This is a genomic window from Halostella salina (assembly GCF_003675855.1).
Lineage (GTDB): Archaea > Halobacteriota > Halobacteria > Halobacteriales > Natronoarchaeaceae > Halostella > Halostella salina.
Genome location: NZ_RCIH01000002.1, coordinates 185,141 through 200,412, shown reverse-complemented (window position 1 = coordinate 200,412; position 15,272 = coordinate 185,141). Strand labels below are relative to the sequence as shown.

The following is a 15,272-nucleotide window of genomic DNA, read 5'->3' as shown; positions in this document are numbered from 1 at the left end:
ATCCAGGGTGGCTATCGACGACATCGGGTGGGTTCGGGGGAACTCAGTGACGACGTGCGGGTGGATTGGTGGCAGCCGAACTGTTCGTTTCTGAACACAAGTAGCTTTCGATCCTGTTCGAAACCTGATCTGTCCGGCATCGAACCGTCGATTCAGTCCCGGTTTTCACTCGTCGGCGAGCGGTTCGCCGCCCTCCGTCGGCGGGGCGACGTGGTCGATGAACGCCTCGGCGGTCGGCTGGGTGACGGTCACGCGGACTTCCATGTCGCCGAGTTCGTCGGGGTTGCCGACTGCGAAGTTGACGACGCCCTGGAACGCCGCCTGTTTCTTCAGGCCGAAGGAGAAGGTGTCGCCCCGGAGGGTGTCGAAGAACTCCCGGCGGGCGGTGTCGAGGATCTCCTGGCGGTGGAGCAGTTCCGAGAAGTGCTCCATCGAGTGCGCCGTCGCGACGACTTCGCCCGGCCGGGAGTCCGTTTCGGCCTCGGGGAACAGGTTCGTCACCGCGTCGGCGACGCGGTCGGTCACCTCGGTGTCCTTGACCGGCGCGACGATCCGCACGTCGACGCTGTACACCGTGCTCATGCGTCCCCCCGGAGTGCGTCGGGCCCCTCGCGAACCAGCGCCCGGACCTGCCGCCGGAACGCCTCCAGGGTCCCCGTGTTCTCGATGGTCACGTCCGCCCGGTCCATCGCCTCGTCCATGCCGAACCCGCGCTCGCGCTCGTCGCGCTCGGCGAGGGTCTCGCCGTCCGCGCCGGTCGCGTCCCGGCCGCGCTCGTCCACGCGCTCGGCGCGGAGTTCGAAGGGTGCCTCGATGCTCACCAGCGCGAACTCGTCGCCGAACGCCTCCTCGAACCGTTCGACCTCGACGCCGGACCGGATCCCGTCGACGAGGACGGTGTCGTCAGTCTCCAGTTCGTCCTCGATCACCGGCAGCGACCGCTGGGCGATGGCGTCCGGGCCGTTCTCCTCGCGCAGCGCCTGTGCGATCTCGCCGTGGTGCGTGGCGGGGTCTACCCCGCGGTCCCGGCACTCCTGCCGGATCACGTCGCCCATCGTCACGACGGGTACGCCGAGTTCCTCGGCGACGGCCGCGGCCTCGCCTTTCCCGCTGCCGGGCAGGCCGACGGTCCCGATGACTCTCATTGCGATGTGGTACTTCCGTGGCGCGCTTAAGCGCTTTGAAGCGTCACACGGTCGGGATCCCAAGGTATTTTGAGCGGACCGACGGACGAACACGCGAGGGCACGTAGCTCAGTCCGGATAGAGCGTCGGACTTCTAATCCGACGGTCGTGGGTTCGAATCCCATCGTGCCCGCTTCTGCGAGGAACGGACGTGACGAGCGAAGCGGCCCAGGGATTCGAACTACGGCAGCCCGAACGAAGTGAGGGCTGGCATCGAGTGAGAATCCCATCGTGCCCGTTCTCCGCGACCGGCTGTGAAGAAGCGACGGCTCCGGCGGATACGGCGGTCGAGAGGTCAGGTTGTCCCGGAGTAAGCCGGGAGAAAGCCGTCCGCAATCGAACCAGTTCCGGTGAACGGCCGCCGACCGGGACGGAGCGACGAAAAACGTCCCGAGTCGGCCCCTCGGCTGGCCCCGAAGAGCGCCGGCGGTCGAATGGACGGAACGCCACACTTGAACGCGGGCGGTCGTCGACCGTTCTGTCCTACGCCGCCGTTAGAACCCCGGCCGATCGGGGTTACGCTCGGGTTTGGATCGAAACGACGTTCTGCCTTTTCCTCGCCGGAGAACCGAAGCCCGGTGCAGCATGAGCGACGAACACCTTCTCGAACGGATGACCGGCGACACGCGGCGCTCGTTCATGAAGAAAGGCGCGGTCGCAGCGGCCGGCACGGGACTGGCCATGTCTGGCACTGCGGCCGCACAGGAAGGCAGCGGCGGGCTGGACGACGAGTGGAAGGCGCTGATCCAGGAGAGCAACTTCCATCCGAACGCGAGGTTCGCCATCGTGTCAGACGTCGTCGACTGGACGCCGAACTACGGCGACATCCAGGACAGTTTCTTCTCGGACTACAACACCCGCATGATCCGGTGGCAGAACACCGGCGAGGTGGTGCCGTTCTGGCCCGCCAACGAGGCGAACCTCGGGGCGTTCGACGGGGAGCAGGGGTACGTCGGCGACGGCGACGACAGCGACGACGACCACCCCCAGCTGTTCGAGCTGAACCGCGAGTGGACGCCGTTCGGTGACAACCCCGACCTCATCACCGTCAGCGCCAGTCCGGTCAACGAGGACGAGGAGGACGAACTCCTCGACATCGACGACTGGTGGAACGACGAGGACAGCTAAGGACGAACGGTCGAGACGGAGTCACGCGGCCGGCCACCGGGCTCCCTACACCAGGTTTTCGCCGATATCCTCGAAATCGGCGCGGCAGAACGGGCAGCGGTAGTTCGTGTTGAACCCCGACGTTTGGGCGACGGTCCGGGCTTCGAGTTCGTGAACGGCGATGTTCCGGTCACAGTCCGGACAGGCGACCTTCGGCATACCTCACGAACGTTCATCGGGGTACTTAACCGATTCGATACGTGCCGACGCGTGTCACGGCAGGCGTCGAACACCCGAAACTGGACCACCGAATCGGCCGATGGGGCTCCGAAAGCCCTCGGCGCGCTCGACTCCCGCGACTCGCTGCGCGCTTCGGCCGCACGGCGGCCTGCAGTGCTTGCGTCGTCGGGGTTCGTCGAGCGCGCCTCGCCCTTTCAGTCCGCCAGGAGATGGATCGGTAGGCAGTGACAGGCCCGAACGGTGTCGAGTTAGCCCTCGAACCCGTCCTCGAACTTGAACGTGCCGTCGCGCTGGACGACTTCGCCGTCGACCTCGATGTAGGAGTCCTCGCTCATGTCGACGATCATGTCGACGTGGACGGCGCTCTGGTTCTGCTCGTTGCCCTCGCCGACGTTGGCGTCGTAGGCGCGGCCGACGGCCATGTGGACGGTGTCGCCCATCTTCTCGTCGAACAGCATGTTGTAGGTGAACTGGTCGATGTCGCGGTTCATCCCGATGCCGAGTTCGCCGAGGCGGCGCGCGCCGTCGTCGGTGTTCAGTACCTCGGTCAGCACGTCCTCGTTCTTGCCGGCGCTGTGGTCGACGATCTCGCCGTCCTTGAACTTCACGTAGGCGTCGAGCACCTCGCGGCCCTGGTGGTACAGCGGTTTGTCGAAGAGGACTTCGCCCTCGACGGAGTCGGGCTGGGGTGCGGTGAACACCTCGCCGCCGGGGACGTTGTTCGTGCAGGTGTCGTTGATCGTGTGGTTGCCGGCGACGCTCATGGTCACGTCGGTCGTGTCGCCGGAGACGATCCGGACCTCCTCGGCGGGGTCGAGTATCTCGACCATCTGCTGCTGGAACTCGTGCTGTTCGTCCCAGTCCTTGTTGACGGCGTCCCAGACGAAGTTCTCGTACCCCTCCGTGCTCATCTCCGCCAGCTGCGCGTTGGCGGGGGCTGGGTACTGCGTGAGCGTCCAGTTGTCGGTCAGTCGCTCGTTGAGGATGGGGCGCTGGGCCTGCTCCCAGGCGGAGCTTTGCTCGGGGTCCACGTCGCTCTTCTCGGTGACGTTCTCGTGACCGCGGATGTGAACGTGGGCGTCGGCGGCCTCGACCAGCGCCATCTCGTGGTCGGGCGTGTCGAACTCGTCGTCGTGCGCGCGGAGGTACGCCCGGATGGCGCGGCCGCCGCGGTTCGTGTACTGGGCGACGGGGTTTGCTCCCACGTCGCCGATGACCTCGTGGAGCGTGACGACGAGGTCCTCCGCGACGGGCGGAGCCTTGATCACGACGTCGTCGCCCTCTTCGAGTTCGAGCGCCTCGTGAACGAGCAGGGACGCGTGTTCGCGGACACGTGGATCCATACTCCGGCCGTCGGGCCGCCCCGTGCTAAACGGTTTGGTTTCAGCCTCCGCCGAGCGCTCGGGAACGGCCCGGCGGCAGCCCTGGCGGTCAGCCGAACAGGCGCTCCCGGAGCGACCGCGAGTGGGGGCGCTCGGCGAGCAGCACCGACGCGTCGATGTTCTCCAGCACCGACAGCGTCAGCGAGCCGCGCACCACGCGGGAGAGCAGCCCCTCCTCCGTGGCCCCGATAACCACCAGCGACTGGTCGGCGGCGGCGTCCCGGATAGCGGTCTCCACGTCGCCCGACTCGACCAGTAGCTCGGCGTCGGCCAGCCCGTGGTCGGCGGCCCACTCGCCGAGGAACTCCCGGCCGGCCGCCTCGCTCTCGTCCTCGCCGGCGACGTAGAGAACCGACACCTCGGCGTCGACGGCGTCGCGGAGCGCGCGGGCCAGCTCCGCGGAGAGGTCCGAGGAGTAGCCGCCCGCGGTCGGCAGCAGGACCCGGCCGGGGTCGAACTCCCGCTCGTTCAACACGAGCACGTCACAGGGGAGGTCGTGCGTGAGCTCGTCGAGGGTGCCCTCCACCCGCCCGCCGGCCAGTTGCGCGCCGCCGTAGCCCAGCACGAGCGTGTCGGCGTCGTGTTCCCGCGCGGCGTCGAACACCTCGGCGACGCCCTGGTGGGAGAGGATCGTGCGCGTCTCGACGTCGACCTCGAAGCGCTCCGCGTCGCCGCGCGCGTCCGCCAGTAGTTCCTCGGACTCCTGCAGGAGTTCGGACCGCTGTTCGGCGGCCGCCGCCAGCGTGGTCTGGTCCGGCACCTGCACGATGTGGGTGGCGAGCACCGAACCGCCCTTCGCCTTCGCCAGCCCGCCGGCGATCGTCATGAGCGCCCGCTCGGTTCGGGGGTTCGAGAGGGCGACCATGACGGTCGGGGTCCCGGTAGCGTCGCCGGTGCCGTCCGGCGCGACGGTCTCGGCCGCGCCGACCACGGAGTCGGGCAGCGACGCCTGCCGGTCACGGACGTACTGTCCGAGCAACCCCCGCTTTGGCGTGTGCTTCCGGGCGTAGGCGAAGTACCACACGACCGCGCCGACGACGAACACCGCCGACAGCGCGAGTTCGCGGCCGCCGACGAAGGCGAGCAGCCCCAGCGACAGCGCCATCCCCGCGATCGGCGTCAGCGGGTAGAGCGGGACGGTGAAGTCCGGGTCGTACTCGGGCGCGTCGGTCTCCCGGAAGACGATGAGCGCGGCGTTCATCAGCGCGTACACGACGAGGTGGAGGACGCTCGCCGCCTTCGACAGCACCTCGATGTCCTGGCCGAGCGCGGCGATGAAGACGACGATCATCGCCCCCGTGACGAGGATCGAGCGGTACGGCGTTGCGTAGTTCGGGTGGATCTCGTTCAGCCAGTTCGTGACGATCTTGTCCCGGCCCATCGCGAAGTTGATCCGGGCTGAGGCGAGGATCGAGGCGTTCGCGCTGGAGGCGGTCGCAAGCAGCGCGCCGCCGGTCACGACCGTGACGGCGATCCCGGCGTAGCCGCCCGGGAACGCCGCTTCGGTCGCCTGCGTGAGCGGCGCGTCCTGACTCAGCTCCGGCCACGGCACGACGCCCAGCATAATGCTCACGAGGATCGCGTAGAGGACGGTGACGATGGCGACGCTCCCGATGACGGCCAGCGGGAGGTTGCGCCCGGGGTTTTTCAGCTCCTCGGCGACCGTCGCGATCTTCGCGTACCCGAGGAAGGAGACGAACACGAGCGCCGTGCCGGGGAGGATCGCCCCGGCACCCATCGGCGCGAGGCCGCCGTCGCCGGAAAGCGTCGCGTAGTCGAACGACAGCCACCCCTGGACCGCGAACACGCCGAGGATCGCCAGAAGTAACGTCACGATGACCGTCTGTACGCCGCCGGTCTCCTTCGCGCCGACGTAGTTCACGAGGACGAAGGCGGTGCCGGCGATCAGCGCGCCGACCTGGATGTCGGTGAGAAACAGAAACCCGGGGATCGGTGCCAGCGTGGCGAGATACTGGCCGAATCCGATACTGTAGAACGCCGAGGCGAACGCCAGCCCCATCCAGTCCCCCATCCCGGCGATCGAGCCGAACAATGGTCCGAGCGCCCGGTTGACGTAGTAGTAGCCGCCGCCGGCCTTCGGCATCGCGGTGCCGAGTTCGGAGACGGAGAAGGCGTTGACCATCGCGATGACGCCGCCGACGACGAAGGAGACGACGACGATCGGGCCGGCCGCCTGCGCCGCGACGCCGGGCAGGACGAAGATGCCAGCACCGATCATCGTCCCGATCCCGATCGTCATCGCCGAGACGAGCCCGAGGTCCTTGGCGAGTTCCTCGTCGCTCACGCGGGACCACCTCTTGTGGTGGTGCCGTGAGTGACGACGAGCGATGCATCGCTCATCTCAGTCGTCCTCCGCCGGATCGGGCAGCGCGATGACCGGTATCTCGGGGTCGGTGACCAGCCCCGTCGCGGTGTCGCCGCTCAGGAGCCGGACGATGCGACTGCCGCCGCGGGGACGGAACGCGACCGCGGTCGCGCCGGCGTCCGTCGCCGCCGCGAATATCGCGTCGACCACGTCCGTGTCGAAGGCGGTTCTGGTGTCGACCGCGACACTCCCGCCGATCTCCGACTCGACGACCGCCAGGAACTCCGCGGCGTCCTCGCGGCGCTTCTCCAGCGGGGCCTTGTCGACGGCACCGCCGGCCTTTTCGATGACGTGGACGGCGGTCACGCGTTCGACCGCGCCCAGATGCGGCCGGAGCGCGTCGCAGGTCGCCTTGGCGTCGGCCTCGCTCGCAACCGGGACGACGAGGTGGTCGAGCAGCGTCATCGTCCCGGTCCCCCGGCAGTCCCGCCGTTCGCCGCCGGGTTCAGCCAGTGCCCGCGTCCCGGAGCGAGGGCCGTCAAGCGTCGTCCGTGCGTGTCTCCGTTCATGCCAGTTGGCACGGATCGCAGATATATAAACACACCGTGTTTTTTGCTCATAGCACAATTTAACGGGTGATAAATTACTGATAGCGTAATGACCTAGCGACTACGTGAGCGCAAACTGACCACCGCAAACGGTGGCCTGAAGTAGGCCGTGGTGGTACGGGCGGTATGGACTACCGGCTGGACGAGATCGACCGTCGCATCATCTACGAGCTGATGTGCGACGCCCGGACCACCTCCGCGCCGACCATCGCCGACCAGGTGAACGTCTCGCCGGGGACGATCCGGAACCGGATCGACCAGTTAGAGGACCACGGGATCATCCGCGGCTACACGGCCGGGATCGACTTCGAGCGTGCGGACGGGCACCTGACGAACCTCTACGTCTGCAACGCGCCGGTCTCCGAGCGGAAGGCGCTCGCGCGGGAGGCCAGCGCGATCCCCGGGGTAATCAACGTCCGCGAGCTGATGACCGGCCGGCGGAACCTGCACGTCATGGCCGTCGGCGAGGACACCGAGGCGCTCCGTCGCGTCTCCCGCGCCCTGTCGAAGCTGGGGCTGGAAATCGAGGACGAGACGCTGGTGGAGGCCGAAACCGACAGCCCGTACGGCTCCTTCGGTCCGGACGACGAGGTCCCGTCGGGCGAGGCGACGGACTTCATCAGCCTCACCGGCGACGCCAACGTCGTGGACGTGACCGTCCAGCGCGACGCGCCGATCGTCGACCGGACGCTGGAGGACGCCGTCCGCGACGGCGTTCTCGACGACGACTCGCTGGTGATCGCCATCGAGCGCGATGACCGCGTGCTGACGCCCCACGGCACGACGGAGATCCGGTCGGACGACATCGTCACGGTGCTGTCCCGGAGCGGCGACACGGACCGCGTCATCGCGGCGTTCGCCGGGGACGAAGCGGTCGAGACCGCCGACTGAAACCCGCGGGGGACCGACGGTCCGCGATGCCGCCGTTTTATTGACCCGAGCGCGTACGGGATGCCATGATAGACCTGCGGAGCGACACGGTGACGACGCCCGGCGAGGCGATGCGCGAGGCCGCGGCGACGGCCGACGTGGGCGACGACGTGTACGGCGAGGACCCGACGGTGAACGAACTGGAGCGCCGCGCGGCCGAGATGGTCGGCACGGAGGCGGCGCTGTACGTGCCGACGGGGACGATGGGCAACCAGGTCGCCGCCCGAACCCACACCGACCGGGGCCAGGAGGCGCTCGTCGAGCGCGAGAGCCACGTGTACAAGTGGGAACTGGGCGGGTTCGCGCAGCTGTCGGGCCTGCAGGTCCGGACGCTCGACGGCGGCGAGCGCGGCGTACCGACGCCCGAACAGGTCCGCGAGGGGTACGTCGAGGAGGACCTCCACCGCCCCGGCACGGGCCTGCTCTCCCTTGAGAACACGCACAACAGCAAGGGTGGGGTGGCGATCGACCCGGCGAAGATCGACGCGGCGGCCGACGCAGCCCACGACCTCGGCGTGCCGGTCCACCTGGACGGCGCGCGGCTGTTCAACGCGGCGACGGCGCTCGACGTGCCGGCCTCGCGGATCGTCGAGCCGGTCGACTCGGTCATGTTCTGTCTCTCGAAGGGGCTCGGCGCGCCGGTCGGCTCGATGCTGGCGGGGAGCGAGGACTTCATCGAGCGCGCCCGCCGCACCCGGAAGCTGTTCGGCGGCGGGATGCGTCAGGCCGGCGTGATCGCCGGGCCGGGGCTCGAAGCGCTCGACAACGTCGACCGCCTCGCCGAGGACCACGAGCACGCCCGCCTGCTGGCCGAGGCACTCGACGCCGTCGACGGCTTGTCGGTCCAGCCCCCCGAGACGAACATCGTGCTGGTCGACGTGGCCGGCGCGGGGCTGGACGCCGAGGCGTTCCTCGACGCCTGCGAGGCGGAGGGTGTGCTCGGCTCCGCCTTCGGCGAGACGACGGTTCGCTTCTGCACGCACTTGGACGTGGACCGCGGGGACATCGAGACGGCGGTCGAGCGCGTCCGGACGGCGCTGGCCTGACGGCGCAGCTACGGCGGTCGTCGTCCGTGCCTACTGTCGGCCGTCGTCGACGCCCTCCTGAAACCCCTTGAGGGTGCGGCGGACCATCAGGTACAGAAAGAAGATCAGTGCGAGCAAGCAGCCGACGATGAGGACGATAACGGGGTCGACCGAAGCCATGTGCCGCCGGCTACTCGCGGCGGGCGCAAATACGTTTCGACGGCGGTTCGGGCGCTCGAAAGGGAGAAAGTTCATGCCGTCTCGTGGGAATAACGGACACATGGCCGACCTCCTGCCCTCCACCTCGGACGCGTCCGCGGCCGAGAACGCGGACCCCAGGGTCGTCGGCGTCGACAGCGACGACGCCGACGACGTGCTGGCCGCCCTCTCCTCCGCGACCGCCCGCCAGTTGCTCGCCGCCCTCCACGACGACCCCGCGACGCCGTCGAAGCTCGCCGACGCCGTCGACACGTCGCTCCAGAACACCCAGTACCACCTCGAAAAGCTCGAAGACGCCGAGGTCGTCGAGGTCGTCGACACCGTCTACTCGGAGAAGGGCCGCGAGATGAACGTGTACGCCCCCGCCGACCAGCCGCTCGTCCTCTTCGCCGGCCAGGAGGAGGAGACCTCCTCCCTGAAGACCGCGCTCTCGCGGCTGCTCGGGGGCATCGGCATCGTCGGGGCCGCCAGTATCGCGCTCCAGCAGATCGTCGGGAACACGCCGATCGCGCCGCCCGGTACCGGTGCTGGCGGCGGCGGCAGCGGGGGCGGAACCGGCGGCGCTGTCGGTGCGGCGGACGACGACGGTGCCGACGTGAGCTACACGAACAACGAGACCGACGTGACCCTGACGGACGCGGGGACGACCAGCGAGGACGACGTCGGGATCCTGCAGGAGCCGACCGAAGCGCCCGAGTCGACGGAGACCGTGACCGAGTACACGCGCACGACCGCCGACGCGGCGGAGGAGACGGCGGTCGCGACCGACGGCGGCGCGGACGCGACGACGACGGCGGTCAACGAGACGGTCCGGGGCGCGAACGAGACGGTCGCGGCAAACGACAGCGCGGCCTCCGCGCTCGACCTGGGGCTGAACGGCGGGATCCCGCCCGGCCTCCTGCTGTTCGTCGTCGGCGTCATCGCCGTGTCCGTCTGGGTGTTCTTCCGGCACGTCGACCGCCAGCCCGGTAGCTAAAACCGCCGTTTGAGCTTACGGTACGCTCTTTATATACCCGGTATAACGTAGGGATGCGGCCTCACGGCCCACCAGCCACCGACCGGCCCGCACCGACGCGCTTCGGCCCTCCGTTGGTCCCCGACCGCCACGTCGTGACCATCCGCCCTCCACACCGGGCACCCCGTCCCGGACCCCTGCGCTCGGCCGGCTCCCCCACCCGCCGGCCGGACGCCCTCCACCGCGCGTTCGGTTCGGTGCGGGCCGACGGCTCCCGATCCCTTCCTACCCGACGACGAACGTCTCGACGACCGTCCCGTCCGGCTCAAGCAACCGTCCGTGGAGTTCGTCGTCCGCCTGCTCTAGCTCCGCGTAGCCGGGCCTGTTGCCCCGCGGGTCGGCGTAGCTCCCCGGGTTCAACAGCGTCACGTCGTCGGCGTCCGACACCGACGGCCGGTGCGTGTGGCCGGAGACGACGAGGTCGGCGTCCCGGGACCGGCCGAACATCGCCAGCCCCGTCGCGCCGCCGTCCCGCCGGTGGGTGAGCGCGACGGTGCGGTCGCCGACGTCGAACGTCCGCGCCGGCGGGAGGCGGTCGCGCACGGCGGCCCCGTCGGCGTTGCCGTGGACCGCGAACAGCCGGTCGCTCTCGGCCTGGACGGCGTTGAGCGCCGCCGCCGACGTGAAATCGCCCGCGTGGACGACCAGATCGGCCGACTGGACGGCCTCGGTCATGTGGTCGGTCAGTTCGTGGCCCGTCCGGCTGTGCGTGTCCGAGCAGACGACTAGCATGCGTCGGGGTTCTCGCTCCCCCGATACGGCTCTTTCGTCCGAGGACAACACCCTTGAGTCCCCCCTGCGTACTGCGACGCATGAGCGAGCAGTCGTCGGGTCGTGCCGCGAACTCGGGGGTCGGGACCGACGACGCCCACGTCGCGGACGGCGGTTCCGATGCGGACGAGGGCAACGACGTGGACGATGCCGACATCGTCCCGGCCGTCCGCGACGCGTTCGTCGACGCCGCCCCGCGGACGGTCGCGGAGGTCGCCGTCGCCGCTGCTGCGCCCCGGGACGCGGTCGCGGACGCCCTCGAAACGCTGGTCGCCGAGGGCACGCTCCGGCGGCGCGAGGTGACGACGACCGACGCAGAGGGGACGGAGCGCCGCGCCGTCGTCTGGCACCTGCCGGCGGCCACCCTCCGCGAGCGGAGCGCCGAGGGGGCCGTCGAGGCGGGCGACGCCGTCGGCCTTGCGATCGCCCGGATGGCGTTTCCCGGTGCGAGTCGGATGATGCGCGACTGGCGGCGCGACGCCGTGCGCGCGGTCGTGGAACACCTCCGCGAGGACGGCCCGGCGACGGCCGAGGGGATCGTCGACGCGGTGTACGGTCCCCACTCGGCGGGCTACGACGACCCGGACGCGTGGTGGGACTGCGTCCGGCCGCGCCTGCGCTCGGTGCCGGGGGTCGTCCACGACGACGGCGAGTGGCGGTTCGAGTCCTAACTACTTTGTCACGGGCGGCCGCGGGTAGACGTGATGGCAAGCAGCAAATCGGTCGTCTTCGCCGCCCTGGTCGCCAACGGGGCCATCGCAGTGATGAAATTCGTCGGCTACCTGCTGACTGGCAGCCCCGCGATGCTGTCGGAGACGTACCACTCGATCTCCGACACCGGCAACCAGGTGTTCCTCCTGATCGGCATCCGCTTCGGCGCGCAGGACGCGACGCGTTCGCACCCCTTCGGCTACGGCAAGGCCCAGTTCTTCTACAGCTTCCTCGTCAGCGTTCTGCTCTTTGGCATCGCCGGCTGGGAGAGCGCGACGCACGGCTACGAGGCGCTCATGCACGGCGGCGTCCACCGCGCGAGCGAGGATATCACCCTGTTCGGCACCACGTTCGACCCGGTCCTCGTGAACTACACCGTCCTGACCGGCGCGATCGTCTTCGAGACGTGGGCGCTGAAGAAGGCCTACGACGCGATGTCGACGCAGATGGCCGAGCAGGGCTGGTCGACGCTCCGCGAGGCGTTCCGCAAGACCAGCGACGTGACGACGCTGACCGCCCTGACCGAGGACGCCATCGCGCTCGCCGGTGCGGGGATCGCGCTGGCCGGCGTCTACCTGACCAGAGTCACCGAGAACCCCGTGTACGACGCCGCGAGCGCGCTGATCATCGGGCTACTGCTGATGGGCTTTGCCCTCGCGCTGGCCTGGGAGAACAAGCGCCTCCTGATCGGCGAGAGCGTCCCGAAGGAGAAGGAGCGGGAACTCCGCGAGATCGTCGCGGGTGGCGAGGGCGTCGTCGAGATCGTCGACTTCCGGACCGTCTACTTCGGCCCGAACCGCATCCTCGTCGCCGCCGACGTGTCGTTCGACCCCGCGATCGACGCCGACGAGCTGGACGACCGGATCACCCGGCTTGAGGACGCCGTGATGGCGGCCAACTCGGGCGTGAAGACGGTGTACATCGAGCCGGAGACGGCGTAGGCGGGGCGAGACTTTTTGTCCGGGCGGGAGAAAGCTCTCGCCGTGCCAGAGACGAACGGGTACATGCGCTTCTTCCCGTACGAGGACCCCTACGACGACCAGCGGGCGGCGATGGACCGCATCTACAACGCGCTCTCCCGCCAACAGGACGTGCTGTTCGAGGGGGCCTGCGGCACCGGGAAGACGCTGTCGGCGCTCGTGCCCGCGCTTGAGTACGCCCGCGAGGCGGACAAGACGGTCGTCATCACGACCAACGTCCACCAGCAGATGCGCCAGTTCGTCACCGAGGCCCGCCAGATCACCCGGCAGGAACCCATCAGGTCCGTCGTGTTCAAGGGGAAGGCGTCGATGTGCCACATCGACGTGGGGTTCGAGGAGTGCCAGGTGCTCCGGGACAACACCTACGAGCTGGTCGACGCCGAGCGCGACCGCGACCAGCTAGAGCGCCGGCAGGAGGAGCTACTGGACGAGAGCCAGGAGGGCGACGAGCGCGCCGCGGAGGCCCGGAGCGCGGTGATGGACGAACTCGAAAGCGTCGAGGCGGAGGTCGAGGAGCTAGAGGAGCAAAACACCTGCGAGCACTACTACAACAACCTCGCCGCGGACACCGACGAGTTCTACGACTGGCTGTTCGAGGACGTGCGCACGCCCGAGGACGTGTACGAGTACGCCGGCGAGCGGACGCTCTGTGGCTACGAACTGCTGAAGGACGGGATGGAGGGGGTCGACCTCGTCGTCTGCAACTACCACCACCTGCTCGACCCGGGGATCCGCGAGCAGTTCTTCCGGTGGCTGGACCGCGACCCCGAGGACGTGATCACCGTCTTCGACGAGGCCCACAACGTCGAGGGGGCGGCCCGCGACCACGCGACGCGCACGCTCACGGAGAACACGCTGGAGTCGGCGCTCGACGAACTCGACGAGAGCGACGACCCGCGGGCGGCCGCCGCGCAAAACGTCATCGGCGCGTTCCGGACGGCGCTGGTCGAGACGTACGACGACGCGCTGGGCTTCGGCGAGCGCGAGCGGGTCGGCGAGAACTGGGAGGACCTCTCCATCGCCAACGACGAGGGCCGGGACGACCTCACCCGCGCGTTCCTCCAGGGGTACACCGGTCCCGGCGTCGACGAGGACCTGGCGGCGGCGGCGGAACTGGGCCGGGAACTCGACGAGGAGTACGAGGAGGCGTACAGGCGCGGCGACGCGACGACCCGGACGGAGTGTCAGACGCTCCAGGCGGCGACCTTCATCTCCTCGTGGGTCGACGAGGGCGCGGCGCTGGGTCAGTACCCGGTCGTCTCCGTCCGGCGGGACGCGGGCACCGAGGAGGTGTACGGACGGGCCGAACTGTACACCTGCATCCCGCAGGAGGTGACGGGACAGCTGTTCGAGGAGGTGTACGCGAGCGTGCTGATGAGCGCGACGCTCCGGCCGTTCGACGTGATGGGCGACGTGCTCGGCCTCGAAGCGCCCGTCACGATGGCGTACGGCCTGAGCTTCCCCGAGGAGCGCCGCCGGACGTTCGCCGCCGGGACGCCGGCGCTGTTTTCGAGCGAGCGCGACGACCCGGACACGCAGGCGGCGGTCGCCGGCGCGCTCTCGGACGCCGTCCGCTTCACGCCGGGCAACACGCTCGTCTTCTTCCCCAGCTACGCCGAGGCCGAGCGCTACCACGACCTGCTGGACGTGGACGCGACGGTGTTCCGCGACGAACCCGGCGACGCCGTCGAGGACCTGCGCCGCGAGTTCACCGACAGCGACGACGCGGTCATGCTCACGTCGCTGTGGGGGACGCTCGCGGAGGGCGTGAGCTTCGACGGCGACGACGCCCGCACCGTCGTCGTGGTCGGCGTCCCGTACCCGCATCTGGACGACCGCGCGAAGGCGGTGCAGGACGCCTACGGCGCGGCCTTTTCGGACCGCGGCGACGACCCCGGCTGGGAGTACGCGGTCGAGATCCCGACGATCCGCAAGACGCGACAGGCGCTCGGGCGAGTGATCCGGTCGCCGGACGACTTCGGGGTGCGCGTCCTGCTCGACGAGCGCTACACCGAAACCGCGAGCGAGGAGATGGGGAAGTACGGCGTCCACGACTCGTTCCCGCCGGAGGAGCGCGAGGAGATGGTCGACGTGGACCCGACGAAGCTGAAGTTCGCGATGCTGAACTTCTACCAGGGGATCGGTGCCTACGACGGCGAGCCGCCGACGCCGTAGCCGGCACGGGCGGAGCGCCGATTCCCGGGAGGCGGCGGCGCGTTGCCCGAGTTCAGGCCGGTAGCGAGACGGTGCTGACCGTCTCGCCGTAGCGCGCGTCCCGGAACCGGAGTTCGGTGACCGTCCAGGTCACCGGCTCGACGTCGCGCTCTGTCAGTCGCTCTGCGGCCGCCTCGTCGCCGCCGCGGGCGAGCGTGACGTGTGGCGTGTACGCCCCGTCCTCCAGCCCGTCGACCGCGCCGAACTCGTCGACGAGCCGGCCGTGCACCTCGCGGAGCCCCGGGCTCTCGACGCTCAGATACACGACCGGGGCGGCCCCCATCGGCGGGTTCGGAAAGTAGTCGATCCCGGTGACGCCGACCTCGAACGTCGGCGCGCCGGCAAGCGCCCGCCGCACCTCGTGCTGGACCGGCGGGAGGTGGTCGGGGTCCCCGAGCCGCTTGACCAGCAGCGAGTGGTGCTCCCGGATCTCGTCGAACGCCACCAGTTCGGGGTGGAGGTCGGCGGCGAGCCGCGCCACGCGGCCCGGGATCGGAGCGTTGAGGCTGAGCACGGCCGAGATAGCGGGCGGGGTGGCAAGAGCTTGCCGGTCACAGGGG

At 69.4% G+C, this 15,272-nt stretch carries 16 protein-coding genes and 1 tRNA gene; 8 read left to right on the top strand and 9 right to left on the bottom strand.

Annotated elements, in window-relative coordinates; genetic code table 11:
* Positions 1-165 precede the first annotated feature (165 nt).
* Complete coding sequence (locus D8896_RS04360; RefSeq protein WP_121820864.1) at positions 166-582, bottom strand: RNA-binding domain-containing protein; 417 nt, start codon at positions 580-582, stop codon at positions 166-168.
* Positions 579-1,145, bottom strand: a complete 567-nt coding sequence (locus tag D8896_RS04355; protein WP_121820863.1) for an AAA family ATPase — start codon at positions 1,143-1,145, stop codon at positions 579-581. The genes D8896_RS04360 and D8896_RS04355 overlap by 4 nt, the downstream gene beginning before the upstream one ends.
* A gap of 97 nt (positions 1,146-1,242) precedes the next feature.
* On the opposite strand from D8896_RS04355, the gene D8896_RS04350 reads away from it, so the two are divergent.
* Positions 1,243-1,317 (top strand) — tRNA-Arg (locus D8896_RS04350).
* Positions 1,318-1,769: 452 nt separating this feature from the next.
* On the top strand, positions 1,770-2,312 hold the full coding sequence (locus tag D8896_RS04345; RefSeq protein ID WP_121820862.1) for a twin-arginine translocation signal domain-containing protein: 543 nt from the start codon (positions 1,770-1,772) through the stop codon (positions 2,310-2,312).
* A gap of 45 nt (positions 2,313-2,357) precedes the next feature.
* On the opposite strand, the gene D8896_RS19195 is transcribed toward D8896_RS04345, so the two are convergent.
* The 4 genes from D8896_RS19195 to D8896_RS04330 all read right to left on the bottom strand — a co-directional run bounded on the left by D8896_RS19195 (position 2,358) and on the right by D8896_RS04330 (position 6,704).
* Complete coding sequence (locus D8896_RS19195; protein WP_162991438.1) at positions 2,358-2,510, bottom strand: hypothetical protein; 153 nt, start codon at positions 2,508-2,510, stop codon at positions 2,358-2,360.
* A 269-nt stretch (positions 2,511-2,779) separates the two neighbouring features.
* Positions 2,780-3,874 (bottom strand): aminopeptidase, encoded by a 1,095-nt coding sequence (locus D8896_RS04340; protein ID WP_121820861.1) that lies wholly within the window; start codon positions 3,872-3,874, stop codon positions 2,780-2,782.
* Positions 3,875-3,962: 88 nt separating this feature from the next.
* Positions 3,963-6,218, bottom strand: a complete 2,256-nt coding sequence (locus D8896_RS04335) for an amino acid permease (RefSeq protein ID WP_121820860.1) — start codon at positions 6,216-6,218, stop codon at positions 3,963-3,965.
* Between the two features lie 57 nt (positions 6,219-6,275).
* Positions 6,276-6,704, bottom strand: a complete 429-nt coding sequence (locus tag D8896_RS04330; RefSeq protein WP_121820859.1) for a universal stress protein — start codon at positions 6,702-6,704, stop codon at positions 6,276-6,278.
* Between the two features lie 269 nt (positions 6,705-6,973).
* Here D8896_RS04330 and D8896_RS04325 point away from each other — a divergent pair, with 269 nt between their 5' ends.
* Together D8896_RS04325 and D8896_RS04320 are read left to right on the top strand one after the other, a co-directional pair.
* Positions 6,974-7,738 carry an Lrp/AsnC family transcriptional regulator gene (locus tag D8896_RS04325; RefSeq protein ID WP_121820858.1) on the top strand — a complete coding sequence of 255 codons (765 nt, stop codon included), beginning with the start codon at positions 6,974-6,976 and terminating at the stop codon, positions 7,736-7,738.
* A 65-nt stretch (positions 7,739-7,803) separates the two neighbouring features.
* The gene (locus tag D8896_RS04320; RefSeq protein ID WP_121820857.1) at positions 7,804-8,823 is read left to right on the top strand and encodes a threonine aldolase family protein; all 1,020 of its coding nucleotides are present in this window, start codon (positions 7,804-7,806) and stop codon (positions 8,821-8,823) included.
* Positions 8,824-8,853: 30 nt separating this feature from the next.
* On the opposite strand, the gene D8896_RS19970 is transcribed toward D8896_RS04320, so the two are convergent.
* Positions 8,854-8,982: a DUF7859 family protein gene (locus D8896_RS19970; protein WP_259372640.1), complete on the bottom strand. Its 129-nt coding sequence runs from the start codon at positions 8,980-8,982 to the stop codon at positions 8,854-8,856.
* 100 nt (positions 8,983-9,082) lie between these two features.
* Here D8896_RS19970 and D8896_RS04315 point away from each other — a divergent pair, with 100 nt between their 5' ends.
* Positions 9,083-9,997 (top strand): ArsR/SmtB family transcription factor, encoded by a 915-nt coding sequence (locus tag D8896_RS04315; protein ID WP_121820856.1) that lies wholly within the window; start codon positions 9,083-9,085, stop codon positions 9,995-9,997.
* A 264-nt stretch (positions 9,998-10,261) separates the two neighbouring features.
* On the opposite strand, the gene D8896_RS04310 is transcribed toward D8896_RS04315, so the two are convergent.
* Entirely contained in the window at positions 10,262-10,768 is a 507-nt protein-coding gene (locus tag D8896_RS04310) for a metallophosphoesterase (RefSeq protein ID WP_121820855.1), read from the bottom strand.
* Positions 10,769-10,848: 80 nt separating this feature from the next.
* Between D8896_RS04310 and D8896_RS04305 the strand changes: the two genes are divergently transcribed.
* The 3 genes from D8896_RS04305 to D8896_RS04295 are packed head-to-tail and all read left to right on the top strand — an operon-like array spanning position 10,849 to position 14,673.
* On the top strand, positions 10,849-11,478 hold the full coding sequence (locus D8896_RS04305) for a hypothetical protein (protein ID WP_121820854.1): 630 nt from the start codon (positions 10,849-10,851) through the stop codon (positions 11,476-11,478).
* 33 nt (positions 11,479-11,511) lie between these two features.
* Entirely contained in the window at positions 11,512-12,459 is a 948-nt protein-coding gene (locus D8896_RS04300; protein ID WP_121820853.1) for a cation diffusion facilitator family transporter, read from the top strand.
* A 42-nt stretch (positions 12,460-12,501) separates the two neighbouring features.
* Positions 12,502-14,673: an ATP-dependent DNA helicase gene (locus D8896_RS04295; RefSeq protein WP_121820852.1), complete on the top strand. Its 2,172-nt coding sequence runs from the start codon at positions 12,502-12,504 to the stop codon at positions 14,671-14,673.
* Positions 14,674-14,725: 52 nt separating this feature from the next.
* Here the strand turns inward: D8896_RS04295 and D8896_RS04290 are convergent, their stop codons facing one another.
* The gene (locus D8896_RS04290) at positions 14,726-15,226 is read right to left on the bottom strand and encodes a 2'-5' RNA ligase family protein (protein ID WP_121820851.1); all 501 of its coding nucleotides are present in this window, start codon (positions 15,224-15,226) and stop codon (positions 14,726-14,728) included.
* Positions 15,227-15,272: the final 46 nt, after the last annotated feature.

What these genes read in the sequence shown, in the direction of transcription:
- D8896_RS04360 (WP_121820864.1), bottom strand. Translation starts at nt 582, where the DNA reads ATGAGCACGGTGTACAGCGTCGACGTGCGGATCGTCGCGCCGGTCAAG.
- D8896_RS04355 (WP_121820863.1), bottom strand. Translation starts at nt 1,145, where the DNA reads ATGAGAGTCATCGGGACCGTCGGCCTGCCCGGCAGCGGGAAAGGCGAG.
- D8896_RS04345 (WP_121820862.1), top strand. Translation starts at nt 1,770, where the DNA reads ATGAGCGACGAACACCTTCTCGAACGGATGACCGGCGACACGCGGCGC.
- D8896_RS19195 (WP_162991438.1), bottom strand. Translation starts at nt 2,510, where the DNA reads ATGCCGAAGGTCGCCTGTCCGGACTGTGACCGGAACATCGCCGTTCAC.
- D8896_RS04340 (WP_121820861.1), bottom strand. Translation starts at nt 3,874, where the DNA reads ATGGATCCACGTGTCCGCGAACACGCGTCCCTGCTCGTTCACGAGGCG.
- D8896_RS04330 (WP_121820859.1), bottom strand. Translation starts at nt 6,704, where the DNA reads ATGACGCTGCTCGACCACCTCGTCGTCCCGGTTGCGAGCGAGGCCGAC.
- D8896_RS04325 (WP_121820858.1), top strand. Translation starts at nt 6,974, where the DNA reads ATGGACTACCGGCTGGACGAGATCGACCGTCGCATCATCTACGAGCTG.
- D8896_RS04320 (WP_121820857.1), top strand. Translation starts at nt 7,804, where the DNA reads ATGATAGACCTGCGGAGCGACACGGTGACGACGCCCGGCGAGGCGATG.
- D8896_RS19970 (WP_259372640.1), bottom strand. Translation starts at nt 8,982, where the DNA reads ATGGCTTCGGTCGACCCCGTTATCGTCCTCATCGTCGGCTGCTTGCTC.
- D8896_RS04315 (WP_121820856.1), top strand. Translation starts at nt 9,083, where the DNA reads ATGGCCGACCTCCTGCCCTCCACCTCGGACGCGTCCGCGGCCGAGAAC.
- D8896_RS04310 (WP_121820855.1), bottom strand. Translation starts at nt 10,768, where the DNA reads ATGCTAGTCGTCTGCTCGGACACGCACAGCCGGACGGGCCACGAACTG.
- D8896_RS04305 (WP_121820854.1), top strand. Translation starts at nt 10,849, where the DNA reads ATGAGCGAGCAGTCGTCGGGTCGTGCCGCGAACTCGGGGGTCGGGACC.
- D8896_RS04300 (WP_121820853.1), top strand. Translation starts at nt 11,512, where the DNA reads ATGGCAAGCAGCAAATCGGTCGTCTTCGCCGCCCTGGTCGCCAACGGG.